We start from the raw sequence: 19,820 nt of genomic DNA on the forward strand, positions 1-19,820 counted from the left end.
TACTAACTTTAGTGTTTATTTAATCAATTTAGCTAGAAACCAGTGAAAAAAGCGTTTGTTTACCGTTGTAACATTTGTAACATCACATAAATATTGTTTACAATGGTAAACTCAGAAGATTTTATTAAAAGACTAGAAAAAATACTAGATTATTACGGATTGTCGGCAGCTGTTTTTGCAGATAAAGTATCTGTTCAACGCTCCGGTATATCTCATTTACTTTCTGGAAGAAACAAGCCTAGTTTAGAATTTGTAATGAAAGTTGTAGACGCCTACCCTGAAGTTAACCTTTACTGGTTCTTAAACGGAAAGGGTACGTTTCCTCATAAACCTGAAAAGCAAATTACTGCAACACCTCCTATACCAACCACACCTCCTCCAACTCCAGTGACGCCTGCTCAGAATCCTGTACCAGAAAAAGCTGAAGCAGCGCCTCCCGCACCACAACTCCCTCTAGAATTCAAAGAAAAACTCATTGAAAAGAAAAGCAACGGAAAGAAGGTTATAGAAAAAGTTGTATTATTTTATGATGACGGAAGTTTTGAAGCCTATCAAATTTGATCTGCAACAAACTCAACATTAAGAACGGTCTACTGTAGTACATCTCAACTAAATTTCTTTAATTTGCAGGTATGAGAATTCGATTTTTTTTAGGGCTAATTATCGGCATCACTTTAGTGTCTTGCTACCAACCAGAACGCGATTGCAAACTTTTCAAAACGGGTGAATTTACTTTCGAATACATGGTAGATGGAGAAAAGAAGAATAGTACTTTTACAAGAACTGAGAAATATAGTATTGAGCGGTATGAGAACAAGGTAGACACTGCTACTGTTAGGTGGCTAAGTGATTGCGAATTTATTTTAAACCCAAGCGACAACCAAACACCTATTCATTACAAAATACTATCCACCACAAAAGACGCTTACTTATTTGAGTACGGGGTTGTTGGTAAAAAACAAAAATCTAAAGGAACTGCTACAAAAACTAACTAAGAGCATTCAATTCCACTCAAAACCCCATAACACATTTTGTGTTTAAGTGTTTAATATCAAAGTAAATAGACTTGCATAGTTCTATTTAGCCATGAGTTTTATTACTTTTTTTTACTGAGAATTAAAGATCCGCAACAAAGACTTAATCTTCAACTTTTAAAACAAAAAATCTAAGGTTTTTTACAATTAGGCTTTATTTTCCTAATAACTTCCCTTTAAAAACTACAGACCAGTTAAAAGACAGACTAGAGCTAGTTTTAAGCGCATATCCTGCATATTTATGCTTCGATAATAATAGTAATCACCCAAGCGCAAAAAACCCATTAAACCTTCTATTTTATTAAAAAAAAATGAAAGTATGGTCAAGTTGTATTATTTACAGATTTATTTTCTTTCTCCATAAGCCTAATCTAATAAACTACAGTAAATACGAATAAAGTAACCCTAATAATTTCAATATACTATTTAACAGCAATAGCGCTTCTTGCGTGCGCCTAGATGCAGCATCTACACTTAATATAAATATAGCTCTCCTTTTTCTTATATACAACCAAAACCTACGCTACAATTAAAAACATTGACATTTTTGATGGTTTTAAAATAACAGCCCTTAAATAACAATTTACTTTAGATATAAAAAAAAAGGACTCACATGAAATTTCATGTGAGTCCTTTTTTTATAAGAATATTTATAAATTAGTTAGGCCTGGTATAGGCTACTTTTGAATCTTTACTTTCATGCTCTTTAAACAAGCGTTGTTGCTGTTTAACCGTCAATGTACTCCCATCATGACTCCAACCCGGAGGCCCAAAGATATACATTAACTTATGAGTTAATTTTGGTGTTTTTTTCATATCAGCCCATATATCCTTGAACTCGTGCGTAAGGATAACAATAGGATTGTTTGAGCTTGGCGCATGAATAACACCGTATTTTACATCAATACTATCATCTAAAGGCAACCACGTACCAAACATTCTATCAAAAATATTTAAAAAACCTCCGTGGTTCTTATCCAAATACTCCACATTCTGGGCATGGTGTACTTGATGCATGGTATGTGTATTCATAAATCTCTCAAAAATACCAAGCTTAGGAAGTAAAACTGTATGAAGCTGGAATTGCCATAGCGCCTCTATTCCTAAACAAAAAACTACCATTTCTGGCTTAAACCCTATTGCAGGCATCCACATATAAAACAATGGTTTATACAAAAGTGTAAACCATCCATTACGTACCGCTGTTCCTAAATTGAAGTTATCTGACGAGTGATGCACAATATGTGCTGCCCATAATATTCTTATTTCATGATTAGCTCTATGAAACCAATAATACGTAAAGTCATCCGCTAGCTGACAAAGCAACCATACATACCAAACATAACCAAAAGATTCATAGCCTAGAATATTTACATTTACGCCATTCACTGCAGGATTAAACAACTCAAACACATACGTAAAAATTACGATGGCAGAAACAACTTTTAAAAGTGCCGCAAGTATCGCTGAACCTACGCCCATAAAACCACTTGCAAAAAGATCTTTCCAGTCGTACAAATCATGATGCTCTTCGTGATTTTTACTGTAGGTAAGTTCTAATAAAATAAAGATAATAAAGCACGGCGCACCGTAAACTAAAGGATTCGTTAATTCCATTTAAAAATTTTAATTTTTCAAAAGTACTACTATTCCTAATGAATGTAGACTTTGTTTAACATTTAAATTTTATGACTCACTTTTTTTTAAGTAGTTCATTTTGCTCTTGCAGAAGTTTTTCCATACTCGATAAAAGCGCTATTTCCCTAGGCGTCTCTACATTCTTGTTCTTAGGGTCCTGGGCTTTAGTTTTAAATCTATTAAAGCCTTTTACGACAATAAAAATAGTAAACGCGACGATAACAAAGTCTATTAAGACCTCTACTAATTCCCCATAACCTATTGCTACTTCGTCACTTGTACTTGTTGCAAGCCTTAAAATATACTTTTTCTCATGAAGATTTACACCATCCGTCAATAATGAAAGTGGCGGCATAATAATCTTTTTTACCAACACATTCACTACATTATTAAAAGCTGCTCCAATAATTACCCCAACAGCAATATCAATTAGATTACCTTTTATTGCAAAACTCTTAAACTCTTGGAAAAACTTTTTCAAAGCGAATTCAATTTAAAATAGTGAATCTGGAAAATCATCATCGTTCTCATTCTTTTTTGTTGGCGATGCTTCCGAATCTAAAGTTATATTATCCTCTTCTTTAGCTGCGATAGCTACAGCAACTGTTTCTACTGGCTCCGGAGCTACATACGCTAAAGCCTCTAGGGCATCTACATTTTTAATCTTGTCTGCCGTAACTTGATTACCTAAAGCTTTTATTCCCTTAACTGCTATAAAATCTTCTACATCAATAGTTTGGTTAGGTTTTTGTTCTTTACCTCGTTGTTTAGAAAATTCTATTTCAAAAACAGGTCGCCAATCTGTAGAGACTATTTCTAAAACAGATTTAGGATGCTCCGATATAAATAATTCTTCTTTATTTTCATTCTCTACCAAGAAACGTTTGATATAATAACGATCTTTTTCTCCTTCATAATAAACAGAAGACAAAGGTTTATTTGGAATCCATTTCTCCAAAACAATCATATCATCATCAAAATGTATGGTCATTTCAGGCAAGAAGGTTTTAACAAATCCTTTTTGAGTAATTACTAAAAGCCTATCTTCTCCTCTAAATTCCCCCAACAATTCTCCTCTTGCATCAACATTTAAACGCCTTACAACATCATCAAACCAAATTTTACGAGGTTTTAAAGTAGAAACTCCTTTTTCTTTTAGTTCAATACGTTTTATAGGATATTTTGTTACGATATTTCCTTTTGAGGCCCTGCCTTTTATCAAAATATCAGCAAAATCAATATCCCACTTTAACTTCTTAATACTACCCGCCTGACGCAATAAAACAGCTATTACTTCCGCCTCTCCGTTTGGATTCTCAGAAAAGTACAATACATCTGAATTAGCTGTACCATTCACTAAATCATACATTTTATCACGCGTTACTCCAGTAACATAGAATCTTTTAATATAACTAGGACCACCTTTACCATCTCTATAGACCATATTATAGATGGTACGTTTATCTTTTTTCTTAAATATGGCAACATGAATGATGTTTTTACCTACAAAAATCTTAGAGTCGACTTTTGTTATCATCATTTCTCCAGCTTTAGTCATGACAATAATATCATCTATATCACTGCAATCTCCAACATATTCATCGCGCTTCAATGAAGTACCTAAAAAGCCTTCTTCACGATTTACATATAATTTAGTATTTCTTATAGCTACTTTAGTAGCCTCAATATCATCAAATATTCTAATTTCTGATTTACGTTCGCGGTCTTTACCGTATTTTGACTTTAAGTTTTTGAAATAATCAATTGCAAATTCTATAATATGTGCTAAATGATTTTTTACTTCCGCAATTTTCTCTTCAAGACCATCTATAAGCTGTTGCGCTTTATCAATATCAAATTTTGAGATACGTTTTATACGAATCTCTGTTAATCGTGCTATATCTTCTTCTGTAACAGCCCGCTTAAGATGCTTAATGTACGGCTTTAAACCATCATCAATAGCTTTAATAACACCTTCCCACGTCTCTTGCTCTTCAATATCTCGATAAATACGATTTTCTATAAAAATACGCTCTAAAGACGCAAAATGCCATTGCTCTTCAAGCTCTCTTAATTGCACTTCCAACTCTGCCCTTAACAATTCTACTGTATAATCCGTAGAACGCTGCAACATTTCTGTAACTCCAATAAATAAAGGCTTATTATCTTCAATGATACACCCTAAAGGTGAAATTGAAGATTCACACGCTGTAAAAGCATACAAGGCATCAATAGTTTTATCTGGCGATAAACCAGAAGGTAGATGTATTAAAATTTCAACATCTGCCGCTGTATTATCTTCAATTTTACGAACTCTTATTTTACCTTTTTCATTTGCTTTTAAGATAGAATCTATTAAAGAAGAAGTGTTAGTACCATAAGGTATCTCATTAATAACCAGTGTACTTTTATCTAATTGTGATATCTTTGCTCTAACTCTTATTTTCCCCCCTCTAATTCCGTCATTATAGTTACTAACATCTATAATTCCTGAAGTTGGAAAGTCTGGAAAAATGGTGAATTTCTGACCTTTCAAATGTTTTATCGAAGAATCTATTAATTCAATAAAGTTATGCGGCAGTACTTTTGTAGATAAACCTACTGCAATACCTTCTGCTCCCTGTGCCAAAAGCAATGGAAACTTAACCGGTAGATTTGTAGGTTCTTTTTTTCGACCATCATAAGAAGATTGCCATGCAGTAATTTTTGGACTAAAAACAACTTCCAATGCAAATTTAGACAAGCGCGCTTCAATATAACGCGAAGCCGCAGCACTATCCCCAGTAAGAATGTTACCCCAGTTTCCCTGTGTATCTATCAGTAAATCTTTTTGGCCAATTTGCACCATAGCATCCGCAATACTAGCATCCCCATGTGGGTGATACTGCATCGTGTGCCCTACTACATTCGCTACTTTGTTATAACGCCCATCATCTAATTCCTTTAAGGCATGCATAATACGTCTTTGAACTGGCTTAAAACCATCTTCAATTGCCGGTACTGCACGCTCTAAAATTACATAAGAGGCATAATCTAAGAACCAATCCTTATACATTCCTGTAACTTTCGTTAAAGAATCTTGGGTATTTTCTTGGTTCTCTTGGTTATCCTGAGGCTCTAAATGTTCTTCGTTAAGCTCTTCATTCTCTTCCATGCAGAAAGAATCGTATTATTTTGGTTTATAATTAGTTATCCTCTATAAGGTCTAACTCTACTTTAAGATTTTCTATAATAAATTTTTGGCGGTCTGGAGTGTTTTTACCCATATAAAACTCCAATAAGGACTCTATAGACATATTCTTATCTAACATCACTGGCTCTAAACGAATGTCTTCACCGATGAAATGCTGAAACTCATCTGGAGAAATTTCACCTAAGCCTTTAAATCGGGTAATTTCTGGTTTACCAGACAATGCTTCCATTGCCGCTTTTTTCTCCTCCGGACTATAGCAATAAAATGTTTGCTTCTTATTTCTAACTCTAAATAAGGGTGTCTGTAAAATATACAGGTGATTCTCTTTTATCAACTCAGGAAAAAACTGCAAGAAAAATGTAATTAATAGCAAGCGAATGTGCATCCCATCAACATCGGCATCTGTTGCTATTACAATTTTATTGTAACGCAAATCTTCCATTGAATCTTCAATATTCAGTGCCGCTTGCAATAAGTTAAATTCCTCGTTTTCATAAACGATTTTTTTACTCATCCCGTAGGAGTTCAATGGCTTACCTCTAAGACTAAATACAGCTTGTGTATTTACATCCCGAGACTTCGTTATTGATCCAGAAGCAGAATCTCCCTCTGTAATAAACAAAGTACTTTCTAAATACCTATTATTTTTAATATCTGCCAAATGTACCCGACAATCGCGTAGTTTTTTATTATGTAAATTCGATTTTTTAGCTCTATCTCTTGCTAGCTTACGAATACCAGAAAGATCTTTACGTTCTTTCTCTGCCTGCATAATTTTACGTTGCAGCTTTTCTGCGGTGTCTGGATTTTTATGAAGGTAATTATCAAGCTTAGTACCTATAAAATCATTGATATATGTTCTTACGGTTGGAAACTCTCCTCCCATATCCGTAGAACCTAGTTTTGTTTTTGTTTGACTCTCGAAAACAGGTTCCATTACTTTAATTGCTATTGCAGAAATAATAGATTTCCGGATATCAGATGCATCATAAGATTTACCATAGAAATCACGAATAGTTTTCGCTATCGCTTCTCTAAATGCTGACTGGTGCGTACCACCCTGCGTAGTATGTTGTCCGTTTACAAAGGAATGATACTCTTCACTATATTGAGTTTTACTATGTGTTATTGCAACTTCTATGTCATCACCTTTTAAATGAATAATTGGATACAACATATCTTCCATGTTGTTATTATCCTCCAAAAGATCTTTTAGTCCGTTTTCAGAAAAGAATTTTTCACCATTAAAAACAATAGTCAACCCTGGATTTAGATAAACATAATTTTTGAGCATTCGCTCTATATACTCGTTACGATACTTATATTTTTTAAATATTACTTCATCTGGGATAAAAGAAACTTTTGTTCCTTTTCTTTTTGAAGTTTCTCCCGGACCTTCTTCTTGCACCAAATTTCCTTGATGAAATTCGGCCGTCTTTAATTGATTATCCCTAGAAGACTCCACTTTAAAGAAGGTAGACAAAGCATTTACTGCCTTGGTACCCACCCCGTTTAGTCCTACAGATTTCTTAAAGGCGCGCGAATCATACTTACCTCCAGTATTCATTTTAGACACTACATCTACCACTTTACCTAAGGGAATACCACGACCATAATCACGAACAGAAACTAGATTATCTTTAATAGAGATATCTATAGTTCTACCTGAACCCATTACAAATTCATCAATACAGTTATCTACTACTTCTTTCAATAAAATATAAATACCATCATCTGCAGAAGAACCATCGCCTAACTTCCCGATATACATACCAGGTCGCATACGAATATGCTCTTTCCAATCGAGTGAACGGATATTATCTTCTGTATAATCTGTATTTTCTGACATGATTGGGGTTTCTTCGAAAGTGTTGCTAATATAACAAGTGTAATTGAAAGATGAAACATCCTGAAACGAAAGTAATCAACAATAGCAAATTAGTTTTTGTTGATAGGTCATAATTTCAAAATATATCAAACGAATTTTGCTTTTTACAAAACATACATAAGCTACAATATACAACTTTAAACCTCGCTATTTTTACGTTTATTAAAGGCAACCAAAGTTACACCAAAAAGAACTACGCACATACCTATTGACTGTAAGAAAGTAACCCGTTCATCTAAAAAAACAAAAGCTAACAAAATTGTTGCTACTGGTCCTAAGCTTCCAAATATAGAAAATGTTGAAGCCCCTAGACGCTCAATTGCTGCCGAAACCAAAAAAGAAGGAATTAAGGTACAAAAAATGGCCATTGTTAAACCTAAATAATAGACTTCTTTAGGATAATCAAAAAAGTTATAATCGCCTTTAATTAAAAAATGAATGATTACAACGATAGTAGATACAATCATTGCATACGAAGTAAATTGGAGTGTTCCAAACTTTGGAATTAACCAACCGCTGCCTACCAAATAGGATGCATAGGTAATTGCGCTAAACAAAATTAGACACCCGCCAAAAATTGTTCCCTCTCCCTTTAGACCTATTTCATCCCAGAAAGCGACTATGACCCCTAAATACGTGATTATAAGTGCTATTAATTGGTTTCTACTTAACTTCTTTTTAAAAAACACCCATGAAATAAGCACAACTATCGTAGGGTATATAAAAAGTATAATTCGTTCTAAACCAGCTTTAATATACTGTAAACCTATAAAATCAAACAAACTAGCCAAATAGTAGCCTATAAACCCGAAGAAAACCAACCAAAACCAATCAATTTTCTTTATTATTTCTAGATGTGCTGGTTTTTTCCAAAACGCTATAACTAAATAGAATGGTAATGAAAATACCATTCTAAAAAGTAATAGTGTTAGATAATCTATATGGTATTGATAGGCAAGCTTTACAATTACTGCTTTAGCAGAAAATAGAATAACTCCTAAAATTGCAAATACACCCCCTAACCTACTTGCCGATGAATTCTTGAACATCTAAACAAATTTAAAAAGACGCATCTGTTCTAAACTTACTTAGCTTAACAAAATACGATACCCAAAAAAATAATGGTTTAAACGTTAAATCTAAAGTGCATTACATCACCATCTTTAACAATGTACTCTTTACCTTCTACGCGCATCTTACCCGCTTCTTTTACTTTAGCTTCACTACCATGAGCTACATAATCATCATATGCAATAACTTCTGCACGGATAAATCCTTTCTCAAAATCGGTATGGATAACTCCTGCCGCTTGTGGTGCAGTAGCTCCTACAGGAATAGTCCAAGCCCGAACCTCTTTAACTCCTGCTGTAAAATAAGTTTCTAAATTTAGAAGTTTATAAGCTCCTCTAATTAATTTACCAGAACCAGGTTCTGAAAGTCCTAAATCTTCTAAAAACATCTGGCGTTCTTCATAAGTTTCTAGTTCCGTAATATCTGCTTCTGTTCCTACCGCTAAGAAAATTACTTCTGCATTTTCATGGGCCACCGCTGCTTTTACTTTTTCAACATAAGCATTTCCGTCAACAGCACTTTCTTCATTTACATTACAAACATACATTACCGGCTTATCTGTAATAAACTGTAGTGGATGAACAAATTCTTTACGATCTTCTTTTGCAATTTCAATTGCTCTAACAGAAGTACCTTCCTCAAGCCCTTTTTTAACGGCTAATAAAACCGCTTCTTCTTTCTGCGCTTCTTTATTTCCTGTTTTAGCAGCTCTTTTTACTTTCTCAAGTTTTTTATCTACAGTTTCCAAATCTTTCAACTGCAACTCCATGTCAATCGTTTCTTTATCCCTTATTGGATCTACAGAACCATCAACATGTACAATATTATCATCATCAAAACAACGTAAAACATGCAAAATAGCATCTGTTTCACGGATATTCCCTAAAAACTGATTTCCTAAACCTTCTCCTTTACTTGCTCCCTTAACTAAACCCGCAATATCTACAATATCTACAGTAGCAGGTAATACACGCTCTGGATCTACTAATTCTTCTAATTTTTGTAATCTAGGATCTGGAACATTCACCACACCTATATTTGGTTCTATCGTACAAAATGGAAAATTAGCACTTTGTGCTTTTGCATTCGATAAACAATTAAATAGTGTGGATTTCCCCACGTTTGGTAACCCTACGATTCCTGCTTTCATCAGTTCTTTATTTTAAGAAAGTGCAAATATAATCTTTACCATTAAATATAAACACTACAACTGATATTAAAGAAAATTAAAAATAAAGTTGATTATACCTATAAAACTGTAATTATTTAACCTCTTAAATCATAAATAATCAATTATTTTACTAATTTAACCTTTTTTTAACCTTTTTTTAACCTTAATGTTATACTTTTAAAATCTAACAAAATATTTTTATGTCTATAAATAACGAAGAAATCATATGGTCCTTATTTTTACAAGGGGATACTAATGCATTCTCTTTATTGTTTAAAAAATATTATTCCTCACTTTATAATTACGGATTAAAGCTTTGCAACAACTCTTGCGTTACTGAGGATTGTCTACAGACATTTTTTGTTTACCTCCATGATAATAGGAAAACTATAGGTGATGTAAAAAATGTTAAATCATATTTATTTATCTCTTTTAGAAGAGCTCTTTTTACTTCACTTAAAAAGGAACGAAATTTTACAGATTTTAATTCTGAGAAACAAAATTCTAATAGTTTTGCTTTTTCTCCAGAAGAATTAAAAATCGATCAAGAAATCTCCTTTGCGCAAACGAGTTCTATTACCTTAATATTAAACACCCTTTCGCCAAGAGAAAGAGAAGTTATCTATTTAAAATATTACGGTGAACTCTCCATGTCAGAAATTGCTACCACAATGGACATTTCTTACCAAAGTGTTCTAAACACGCTTCAAAAAGCTTTCTCGAAAATTAGAAAAACCATTGAAAACAATATGCTTTCTGCTATTTTGAAAAAATAATTTTATTTTTTTATAAATTCATAGGGTATAAAAAGCACACTCCCCTCTCTTTACTATTGTAACGGCATAACTAGTTATTAAAATTAAGCATGGAAGAGAGTAAACAACATCTTTTAGAGAATCTTTTAGAGGATACCTCATTTAAAAATTGGGTATATAAAAGAAATAGAAATGATGTAGCATTTTGGAATAAATGGATTGATGCAAATTCTGACTATGCTGAAATTGTATTTACTGCTCGGGATATCATATTGGGTATCAATTTTAAAAACAACACTCTTGAATCAGACTTTATTGAAGATAAGCTAAAAGACGTTTTATCTAAAATAGATACGAGCAAACCTGAATTTACTATTCCAACAAGAAAATCAAAATTACCAAAATACATTCTAGCAGGAGTTACTTTTTTTATAGCAACCTTACTTCTTCTTTTTTACAATTTAAAGGAAAGCAATTCATACGTAGTTCAAAAAACCGGTTTTGGAGAAACTATAAATTTAAAATTATCTGATGGTACTACTGTGGTTTTAAATGGTAATTCAGAATTAAAATATGACGAACAAAACCCTAGAAATGTATTACTTCAAGGAGAAGCTTATTTTAAAGTAAAATCTAAACCCTCTACAAAAGCAAAATTCTGGGTAACCACAACCGATCTTAAGGTTGAAGTTTTTGGTACGCATTTTAATGTAAATACTAGAGATGAAAAAACAAAAGTACTCTTAGACGAAGGGTCAATACAATTAGAGCTAAAAAATGGATCTAAGAAAAAAATGAATCCAGGAGAAATTGCTATTTATTCTAACAAAAGTGACCTCTTTTCTCATAAAAAAATTAATTCGGACATGAATTATTCTTTTTGGAGAGAAGAAACCTTTGTCTTTAATAATATTTCTCTTTTAGAAGTGATGCACTACTTAGAAAATTCTTATGGTGTTACTACAGAATTTAAAACTGAAAAATCTAAAAAAATAATACTTACTGGAGGTATTCCAAACGGAAATTTGAAAATCTGTATTAAGGCTATAGAAAAATCTGCAGGAATAAAGATCAATCATATTGACAATAACTTAGTAATTACGAACAACTAAAATTTACTATTATGAACGGGAGAACTCCAACCAAAATACTGCTTCTATTCATTTATGTGGTAACACAAATAAATTATGTTACTGCAAATGAACCCATTAACATTGAAAAGGAAGACGCAAAAATAGCATTAGCAACTTTCTTAGACGAAATAAGCAAGAAGCATACTGTTTATTTTACCTATAACCCAGAAATTCTTTCAGGTTCATCCTTAAATCCTAAAGAGTACAATTATGATAAATTAGATAAAATCATTACTAAACTTGAAGAAAAAACAAGTTTTGATTTTGAATATCTAGGAAATAAATATTATGCAGTATATGGGAAAAAGAATGAACGAAGTATTCTTGAAAAAGTTAAGGTTAGAAAATCACAAGAAGTAAATACCTCTTTAAGTTTTTTAGCACTTCAAAATTCTGTTTCAGGAAAAATTACAGATCAAGATGGGATACCATTAGCAGGCGCTAATATTATTGAAAAAGGTACTACTAATGGAACAACAACAGATTTTGATGGCAATTATTCCATACCTGTGGGCGACGATGCAACTTTAGTTTTCAGTTATATAGGATATAACACCACAGAACAAAAAATAGCAGGGAGAACTACAATAAATGTAAACTTAAACGAAGGAGAACAGTTAGATGAGATTATTATGGTTGGTAATCGCTCTAAACCTAGAACAGCCATTGAATCTGCAGTACCAATTGATAATATTGGTGTTGCTGAATTAAAAAGTACAGGGCAACCTACAGTAGATAAGATGCTTACTTACAAAGTACCTTCTTTTAATTCTACCAACCAAACCGTTTCGGATGCTACTGCTCATTTTGATCCTGCAGATTTACGTGGATTAGGACCTAGTAGAACTTTAGTTTTAATTAATGGAAAACGAAAAAACCAAAGCGCATTAGTATACATCAATGATACCCCCGGAAAAGGTGAAGTTGGTACTGATTTTAAAAGTATACCAGCCGCGGCAATTGAACGCATAGAAGTATTAAGAGACGGAGCTTCTGCACAATATGGATCTGATGCCATTGCTGGGGTAATTAACATGGTATTGAAAAAAGGAGTAGAATTCACAAGTGTTTCCGCAAATACTGGTATTACAACAGAAGGTGATGGATTTAATTTTGGAGTAGATTTAAATTCAAGTCTTACTATTGGGGATAATGGAGGTTATTTAAATTTAACCCTAGCTTTCTACAATCAAAATAAAACAGATAGATCAGGAACCCCAGGAGGAGATGGTCTTTTTGGTGGTCTATACAATTCAGGGCAAATTCCAATACAAGCTGCAGATGGCTTTTTAGCTTCAGATGGTCAAATTGCTACAGGATCACAAATTTTAAATGGCGAAACAGATTGGCAAAGGCAACATCCAGATCAAGGTGCTATTGTTGGCCAACCCGAATACTCAAAAGCAGATATCTTTTTCAATGCAGGAGTACCTTTTAAAAATGGTAATGGAGAATTTTATGCATTTGGAGGCTTTGACTATAGAGTAGGAACAAGTTTTGCTTTGTACAGAACTCCTTTCTGGCCAGGTGTTCCTGGACAAAATTCACCAGAAAATAATCCTTTATTTGATGGAAATGGTCAATACCAAGGTTTTCAGCCCACTTTTGAAACAGATATAAGAGATAATAATTTTAGTGTAGGAATCAAAACTAAGCTTTTGGGCTTCAATGTAGATTTAAGTGGTACTTATGGAAGAAATGCGGTAGATTATACGGTAAGCAATAGTATTAACCCTGCACTAGGCGCAAATAGCCCTACAACATTTGATGTTGGCGCATATACGTTTAGCAACACTTTAAGCAATCTTGATTTTTCTAGAGGATTCAACACTTTAAATATCGGTTTTGGTGCCGAAATACGAAAAGAACGTTTTACTGCTATAGCAGGTGAACCTGCATCCTATGTCTCTGGAGGAGTACAATCGTTCCCTGGATTACAACCATCCAATGCTGTTATTGCCGATAGAAATAATTTTGGTGTTTACGGGGATTTAGAATGGGATATAACAGAAGCTTTTTTAATAGGTGGAGCCATTAGATTTGAGGACTTTAGTGATTTTGGTAGTAACAGCTCTTGGAAAGTAAGCTCTAGATATTTATTCGGAGAAAGTAAAGGAGCTGTTAGAGCATCCTACAGCACTGGGTTTAGAGCACCATCATTACATCAAATATATTTAAGCAATGTACAAACACTAGTTTCCGGTAATACGATATCTAACCAAGGAACATTTAACAATGTAGACCCAGTAATACGAGACGGTTTAGGGGTACCACAATTAACTGCTGAAACTTCTAAAAATATTTCTGCAGGACTTACCTATAAAATTACAAATGACTTCACCTTAGCATTAGATTACTACAATGTAAAAATGGATGACAGGGTACTTTTTACTGGCGAAATAGGATTTGATGGTGATAATGCTACTACTAATCCTGTGGAACAAATTTTATTAGACAATTCAATAACAAGTCTCAAATTTTTTGTGAACGCAGTAAACACTACTACAAATGGTGTAGACTTAGTAGCTTCCTATAAGAATATCTCTATGGCCGGTGGTTATTTAAACACTACGCTTTCCGCAAATTATAATAAGACAGAAATTAAAGGAGAAATTAATGCTCCTACGATATTTACTGAAAATGGTTATGATATTTTTAATAGAAAAGAAAAATCGAGAATCATATCTGCCAGACCCAAGTCAAAAATACTTCTTGGCTTAGATTACACTATTAAAGACCTTACGTTTGTATTTAACAACACGTATTTTGGAGAAGTAACGTGGCAACATGCTACAGATATTGATAAAGATCAAACTTTTTCTGGTAAAATTATTACGGACCTTATTCTCAACTATAATTTTTCAAGTAAAATAAGCGCCAATGTTGGCGTAAACAATCTATTGAATGTATATCCTGACGAAATAGACAACAAAGGCGATGCTTCAACAGACCTAGGCGGTCGGTTTAAGTACCCATGGGAAGTAAATCAATTTGGGTTTAATGGTACCACACTAAGCGCTGGTATAAACTTCAAATTCTAACAAAGTAAGAATTTTATGATTTAATAATACATAAAATTCCTATAAATACTCACTATTTTATATCTTTCCTCACAACGAGATATAGCTTATTTACTAATTAATCTTTAAAATCACTATTTATGAAATTGACTAATTTATTACTTGTAACACTAGTTTTTAGTGTTACAAGCCTTTTCTCGCAAAGCGAGATAAAAGGAACCGTTAAAGACAGCGATGGTATCCCCTTGGCGGGAGCAAATATTGTTGTAAAAGGCTCAACAAATGGAACGACAACAGATTTTGATGGTAATTATACCATTGAAGCAGTAAGTGATGGAACTTTGGTATTTAGTTACATTGGTTTTGAAACCAAAGAGAAGAAAATCGGAGGCCAATCAACAATCAATATAACCTTATCTGAAGGTAACCAATTAGATGAGTTTATTGCTGTAGGCTCTAGAACTGCTCCAAGATCAAATACAGACTCACCTCTTCCTGTTGATGTTGTTGGCGCAAAAGATTTAACCTCTACAGGTCAAGCTTCTTTTGATAAAGCTTTACAGTATAAAATTCCATCTTTTAATACGGTACAAACTCCTGTTAATGATGCAACATCTTTATTAGATCCTTATGAAATTAGAAACATGGGACCTTCTAGAACATTAATATTAATTAACGGTAAGCGTAAAAACTTAAGTTCTTTATTATATACTCAAACTTCTCCAGGCCGTGGTGAAACAGGTGCTGATATCTCTGCAATTCCTACTGATGCGATTAAAAGAGTAGAAATTTTACGTGATGGTGCTTCTGCTCAATATGGCTCTGATGCAATTGCAGGTGTAATGAACATCATTTTAAAAAATAGTGCTAATGAAGGTTCTGCAACTATTAGAACAGGTATCACTACTGAAGGTGATGGGGAAATGTTCGGTATTGCTGTAAACAATGGATCTAGTATTGGTGATGATAAAGGTTTTATTAACTATACTATTGATTTATCTAAAGTTAACCAATCAAATAGACCTGGTACTGTAAATGCTGCTGGAGATGCTGCCGATTTCACATCTTCAAACCCTAACTCATATGGAAGTTACTTAAATGGTTCATTGCTAGGTGGAGTTGATTTAACTGGTTTTACAGTTCCTCAAGCAGTTGATGAATTTACAAACAATTACGTTGGCACAGCAGATTACAACACACGTAATGCTGCTATTTTGGCCTCAAATGCTCAAGGATTAGCTACTACAGAAGAATTTTTAGGAAGAAGACCAGATGCAGGAAATATTAATGGTTCTCCTGAAACTGCTTCCGCCAAATTTGAAATTAATACTGGTTATGAATTAAGCGAAAACACTAACTTATATGCAAACGCTGCTTATGTATATAAAAAAGTAAATAGTTTTGCTAACTACAGAACTCCTTATTGGAAGCCATTAAGTGAAGGGTCTGAATATTTAGCAGATTTTTTCCCTGGTAACAACCCAAATACCGTAAATGGTTATGATGGTTATGTACCAACTTTTGAAGGTCTTTTAACTGATTACAATGCTACAATTGGTTTTAAAACTGTAAAAAATGATTGGAATGTTGATGTTAGTTTTACAACAGGTGGTAACACTCAAACTTACAATGTAAATAACTCGCATAATGCAAACGAAGTATATTCACCATCTACTTGGGTAGATGCAAATAGTAATGGTACTTTAGATGATGGAGAACTTTCTCAAGGTTCTGAATTATATAGGTCAAACAGCCAAAGGTCTTTTAGTCCTGGTGGAACTAGCTTTTCTCACAATGTAGGAAACATTGATATATCTAGAATTTTATCTGATAAAATTAGTATTGGGTTTGGTTCTGAATTTAGAACTGAAACATTTGAAATAATTGAAGGTGGTTTAGCTTCTTATGATGGTGGTGGAGCTGATTCTTTTGCTGGTAATAGCCCAGAAAACTCTGGTAAATTTAACCGTTATAATTTTGGAGGATATTTCGATATTGCTTACGATGTTTCAGATAATTTTTTACTGAATGGGACTATTAGAACTGAAAATTATTCTGACTTCGGTAATGCTTTTGTTTGGAAATTAAGTTCTAGATATAAATTTTTGGATGATAAGGTAACTTTAAGAGGTTCTGTTTCAACAGGATTTAGAGCTCCTACTTTGCACCAAATTTACACTCAAAAAGCACAATATAGCTTTGTACCTGGTCAAGGTATTCAAGTTGGTGGTTTAGTTAACAACGTTTCCTCTACTGCTAACATACTTGGTTTACCTCAATTAGATGCTGAAGAATCTACTAACTTCACTGTTGGTTTAGGTGCCAAAATAAACAAAAACTTTAATGTTACTGTTGATTACTATAATATTGCTGTTAAAGACCGTATCGTATTAAGTACTGAAATTGGAGCTACTGCAACTGATGCTGTTGGAAACAGTATAGGTAATACTCCATTAGATCAAGTATTAAATAATAATAATTTAAGTGATATTAGCTTTTTTGTTAATGCATTAGATACTAAAACATCTGGAATAGATTTTGTTGCAAACTACAAAAATATTAGTCTAGGAGACGGAACACTTGATTTCACTTTATCTGGAAATTACACAATTCAAAACGAACGAGATGGAGCTGTCAAAAACCCTCAATTAGTTGAAGACGCTGGTCAATCTGTAGTTAACGCTACTCAAGAAGCTTTATTCTTTACGTCTAGGCCAAAAACAAAGTGGATATTAGGAGCTAATTATAATATTAATAAATTCGGATTCTCTTTTAATAATACTTACTTCGGTAAAACCACATTTAAGCAACAAGGTTTAGACGAAAACTTAAGAACAGAGTTTACTCCTAAAATTGTATCAGACTTAGGTGTTAATTTTAATGCTACTGAAAAACTTACAATAGCCTTAAACATCAATAACTTATTTAATGTTTTACCTGAATGGGGCTTTAAAGCAGAAAATGCAGCAGGCCAAGCTTTAATTGATGATACTTCGTTAACATATTATGGAATAACATCTATTCAAGAGCAATCTAATTTAATTACATTCAATCAACGTTACTCACAAATGACTTATGATGGTTACCATTTTAGTCAATTAGGAACTATGCTAAACTTATCCATTAACTATAGGTTTTAATTAGTAATTAGTCAACCTGAAAAGCTACCCTATCTGGGTAGCTTTTTTTATTTACAACGGTATTATAAATTGTAATAACAAAAAGAGCCCGAACTACATAAGTAATTCGGGCTCTTTATTATTAGTTAAAACGTAATCTTATCCTTCTGGATGCATAAATTTTTGTTTACCTAACAAAACATCTTCCGTTTCTACATGATCATCATCTGGTACACAACAATCTACAGGACATACAGCTGCACATTGCGGTTCTTCATGAAAACCAACACATTCTGTACATTTATCAGGAGATATGTAATATACTTCATCACTAATAGGTTCTTGAACAACATCTGCGTCTATTTCCTTACCATTAGGTAAAACAACCTGTCCTTTTAATGAAGTACCATCACTATAACGCCATTCATCTGCTCCTTCATATATTGCAGTATTTGGGCACTCTGGTTCGCATGCTCCGCAATTTATACACTCATCAGTTATTATAATTGCCATATTTTCTTTTTCTTATCTAAATTAATTCCAGTATTTATATTGAATTTATTTCAGTATCTATACTTTTGCACAAAGGTAAAACCTAATACAATCCTATACAAATATAATGACAGACCATACACAACGAATTAAAGCTTTTGTTAAACTTGGTACTTTTTTTAGAGAATTTTGCGATTCTGCTAACAATATGGAAGATAAGTATGAGCATTCTACTGGTTCATTTAACACCTTAGAAGATAAAATTGCGTTAGCTAAACATAAAAATGGATGGTTTACACGAGAAAATATACTTTTTAGTTTTGCGAGTTGGGGTCAAGCACTAACAGAAGTAAACTTAAATTCTTGGCTAGCAACCTATAACTTTCAAGAAAATAATAGTCCTAAAACAGTTGCGCTTATTTTGGCTGGTAATATTCCATTGGTTGGGTTTCATGATGTTATTTGTGTTTTATTAACAGGAAACAAAGCTTTAATAAAACTTTCCTCTAACGACAACATTTTATTACCACAGGTTGCTGCTATTTTGATAAATTTAGCTCCTGAGTTTAAAGGTTACATTCAATTTGAAAACGAAAAACTACCCGCCTTTGATAGTGTAATAGCTACAGGTAGTAATAATACAGCACGTTATTTTGAACACTACTTCAAAGATAAGCCCCATATTATTCGCAAGAATAGAAATTCTGCAGCCGTATTAACAGGCAATGAAACGGCTGAACAATTAAAAGCCTTAGGTGAAGATATTTTTCTTTATTATGGGCTAGGTTGCCGGAGTGTCGCTAAGCTTTTTGTTCCAAAAGAATATAATTTTGATTTATTTTTTGAATCCTTATACGTATATCATCCCATAATTGAGCAAGCAAAATATGCAAACAATTATGATTATAATAAAGCCGTATACCTGATGAGTAATTTTAAACTTTTAGAAAATGGATTCTTAATTTTAAAAAAGGATGAGAGTTACTCCTCGCCTATCGCTTCCCTTTTCTATGAAGAATATGAAACTATAGAAATTCTAAAAGAGAAATTACGCGTAGATGAAGAAAAGATACAGTGCATTGTTTCTCAAGGTCTCTTTGATACTGAAGTTATTTTTGGACAAACACAAAGTCCAAAATTAACAGACTATGCAGATAATGTAGATACCATTGCTTTCTTGTTAAGAAACTCTTAGAATTTTTAGATAATCTACTTTAAATTGCATAAATTTTATAACCTTTGTCAACTTAAATTTATTTTCTAGAATAAATTTTCAATAATTAGTCAAGGTCTAATAGGACCAAAA

At 33.1% G+C, this 19,820-nt stretch carries 14 protein-coding genes; 7 read left to right on the forward strand and 7 right to left on the reverse strand.

The window, feature by feature from the left end; all coding sequences use genetic code 11:
• Positions 1–102: 102 nt before the first annotated feature.
• Complete coding sequence (locus CELAL_RS20760; RefSeq protein WP_013552878.1) at positions 103–561, forward strand: helix-turn-helix domain-containing protein; 459 nt, start codon at positions 103–105, stop codon at positions 559–561.
• Between the two features lie 71 nt (positions 562–632).
• Positions 633–995, forward strand: a complete 363-nt coding sequence (locus CELAL_RS20765) for a hypothetical protein (protein WP_013552879.1) — start codon at positions 633–635, stop codon at positions 993–995.
• 696 nt (positions 996–1,691) lie between these two features.
• Here the strand turns inward: CELAL_RS20765 and CELAL_RS20770 are convergent.
• The 6 genes from CELAL_RS20770 to ychF all read right to left on the reverse strand — a co-directional run bounded on the left by CELAL_RS20770 (position 1,692) and on the right by ychF (position 9,974).
• Positions 1,692–2,651, reverse strand: a complete 960-nt coding sequence (locus CELAL_RS20770; protein ID WP_013552880.1) for a sterol desaturase family protein — start codon at positions 2,649–2,651, stop codon at positions 1,692–1,694.
• Between the two features lie 76 nt (positions 2,652–2,727).
• A complete protein-coding gene (gene mscL, locus CELAL_RS20775; protein WP_013552881.1) occupies positions 2,728–3,153 on the reverse strand; it encodes a large conductance mechanosensitive channel protein MscL in 426 nt (141 codons plus the stop codon).
• Positions 3,154–3,165: 12 nt separating this feature from the next.
• Entirely contained in the window at positions 3,166–5,826 is a 2,661-nt protein-coding gene (locus tag CELAL_RS20780; protein WP_013552882.1) for a DNA gyrase/topoisomerase IV subunit A, read from the reverse strand.
• Between the two features lie 31 nt (positions 5,827–5,857).
• Positions 5,858–7,714, reverse strand: a complete 1,857-nt coding sequence (locus CELAL_RS20785) for a DNA topoisomerase IV subunit B (protein WP_013552883.1) — start codon at positions 7,712–7,714, stop codon at positions 5,858–5,860.
• A gap of 176 nt (positions 7,715–7,890) precedes the next feature.
• Positions 7,891–8,802, reverse strand: coding sequence for a DMT family transporter (locus tag CELAL_RS20790; protein WP_013552884.1), 912 nt, complete (start codon positions 8,800–8,802; stop codon positions 7,891–7,893).
• Positions 8,803–8,879: 77 nt separating this feature from the next.
• Entirely contained in the window at positions 8,880–9,974 is a 1,095-nt protein-coding gene (gene ychF / locus CELAL_RS20795; RefSeq protein ID WP_013552885.1) for a redox-regulated ATPase YchF, read from the reverse strand.
• Positions 9,975–10,195: 221 nt separating this feature from the next.
• On the opposite strand from ychF, the gene CELAL_RS20800 reads away from it, so the two are divergent.
• The 4 genes from CELAL_RS20800 to CELAL_RS20815 all read left to right on the forward strand — a co-directional run bounded on the left by CELAL_RS20800 (position 10,196) and on the right by CELAL_RS20815 (position 18,043).
• Positions 10,196–10,771 (forward strand): RNA polymerase sigma factor, encoded by a 576-nt coding sequence (locus tag CELAL_RS20800; protein ID WP_013552886.1) that lies wholly within the window; start codon positions 10,196–10,198, stop codon positions 10,769–10,771.
• Positions 10,772–10,860: 89 nt separating this feature from the next.
• Positions 10,861–11,862 carry a FecR family protein gene (locus CELAL_RS20805; RefSeq protein ID WP_013552887.1) on the forward strand — a complete coding sequence of 334 codons (1,002 nt, stop codon included), beginning with the start codon at positions 10,861–10,863 and terminating at the stop codon, positions 11,860–11,862.
• A gap of 11 nt (positions 11,863–11,873) precedes the next feature.
• A complete protein-coding gene (locus CELAL_RS20810) occupies positions 11,874–14,924 on the forward strand; it encodes a TonB-dependent receptor (RefSeq protein WP_013552888.1) in 3,051 nt (1,016 codons plus the stop codon).
• Positions 14,925–15,043: 119 nt separating this feature from the next.
• Positions 15,044–18,043 carry a TonB-dependent receptor gene (locus CELAL_RS20815; RefSeq protein ID WP_013552889.1) on the forward strand — a complete coding sequence of 1,000 codons (3,000 nt, stop codon included), beginning with the start codon at positions 15,044–15,046 and terminating at the stop codon, positions 18,041–18,043.
• 138 nt (positions 18,044–18,181) lie between these two features.
• Here the strand turns inward: CELAL_RS20815 and CELAL_RS20820 are convergent, their stop codons facing one another.
• A complete protein-coding gene (locus CELAL_RS20820; protein ID WP_013552890.1) occupies positions 18,182–18,535 on the reverse strand; it encodes a 4Fe-4S dicluster domain-containing protein in 354 nt (117 codons plus the stop codon).
• Positions 18,536–18,641: 106 nt separating this feature from the next.
• Between CELAL_RS20820 and CELAL_RS20825 the strand changes: the two genes are divergently transcribed.
• Positions 18,642–19,709: an acyl-CoA reductase gene (locus tag CELAL_RS20825; RefSeq protein WP_013552891.1), complete on the forward strand. Its 1,068-nt coding sequence runs from the start codon at positions 18,642–18,644 to the stop codon at positions 19,707–19,709.
• The last annotated feature ends 111 nt before the right edge of the window (positions 19,710–19,820 follow it).

It is taken from the genome of Cellulophaga algicola DSM 14237 (genome assembly GCF_000186265.1).
Lineage (GTDB): Bacteria > Bacteroidota > Bacteroidia > Flavobacteriales > Flavobacteriaceae > Cellulophaga > Cellulophaga algicola.

Excerpts from the sequence above, each read along its gene's own strand:
- CELAL_RS20760 (WP_013552878.1), top strand. The coding sequence starts at position 103 with ATGGTAAACTCAGAAGATTTTATTAAAAGACTAGAAAAAATACTAGAT.
- CELAL_RS20765 (WP_013552879.1), top strand. The coding sequence starts at position 633 with ATGAGAATTCGATTTTTTTTAGGGCTAATTATCGGCATCACTTTAGTG.
- CELAL_RS20770 (WP_013552880.1), bottom strand. The coding sequence starts at position 2,651 with ATGGAATTAACGAATCCTTTAGTTTACGGTGCGCCGTGCTTTATTATC.
- CELAL_RS20780 (WP_013552882.1), bottom strand. The coding sequence starts at position 5,826 with ATGGAAGAGAATGAAGAGCTTAACGAAGAACATTTAGAGCCTCAGGAT.
- CELAL_RS20785 (WP_013552883.1), bottom strand. The coding sequence starts at position 7,714 with ATGTCAGAAAATACAGATTATACAGAAGATAATATCCGTTCACTCGAT.
- CELAL_RS20790 (WP_013552884.1), bottom strand. The coding sequence starts at position 8,802 with ATGTTCAAGAATTCATCGGCAAGTAGGTTAGGGGGTGTATTTGCAATT.
- ychF (WP_013552885.1), bottom strand. The coding sequence starts at position 9,974 with ATGAAAGCAGGAATCGTAGGGTTACCAAACGTGGGGAAATCCACACTA.
- CELAL_RS20800 (WP_013552886.1), top strand. The coding sequence starts at position 10,196 with ATGTCTATAAATAACGAAGAAATCATATGGTCCTTATTTTTACAAGGG.
- CELAL_RS20805 (WP_013552887.1), top strand. The coding sequence starts at position 10,861 with ATGGAAGAGAGTAAACAACATCTTTTAGAGAATCTTTTAGAGGATACC.
- CELAL_RS20810 (WP_013552888.1), top strand. The coding sequence starts at position 11,874 with ATGAACGGGAGAACTCCAACCAAAATACTGCTTCTATTCATTTATGTG.
- CELAL_RS20815 (WP_013552889.1), top strand. The coding sequence starts at position 15,044 with ATGAAATTGACTAATTTATTACTTGTAACACTAGTTTTTAGTGTTACA.
- CELAL_RS20820 (WP_013552890.1), bottom strand. The coding sequence starts at position 18,535 with ATGGCAATTATAATAACTGATGAGTGTATAAATTGCGGAGCATGCGAA.
- CELAL_RS20825 (WP_013552891.1), top strand. The coding sequence starts at position 18,642 with ATGACAGACCATACACAACGAATTAAAGCTTTTGTTAAACTTGGTACT.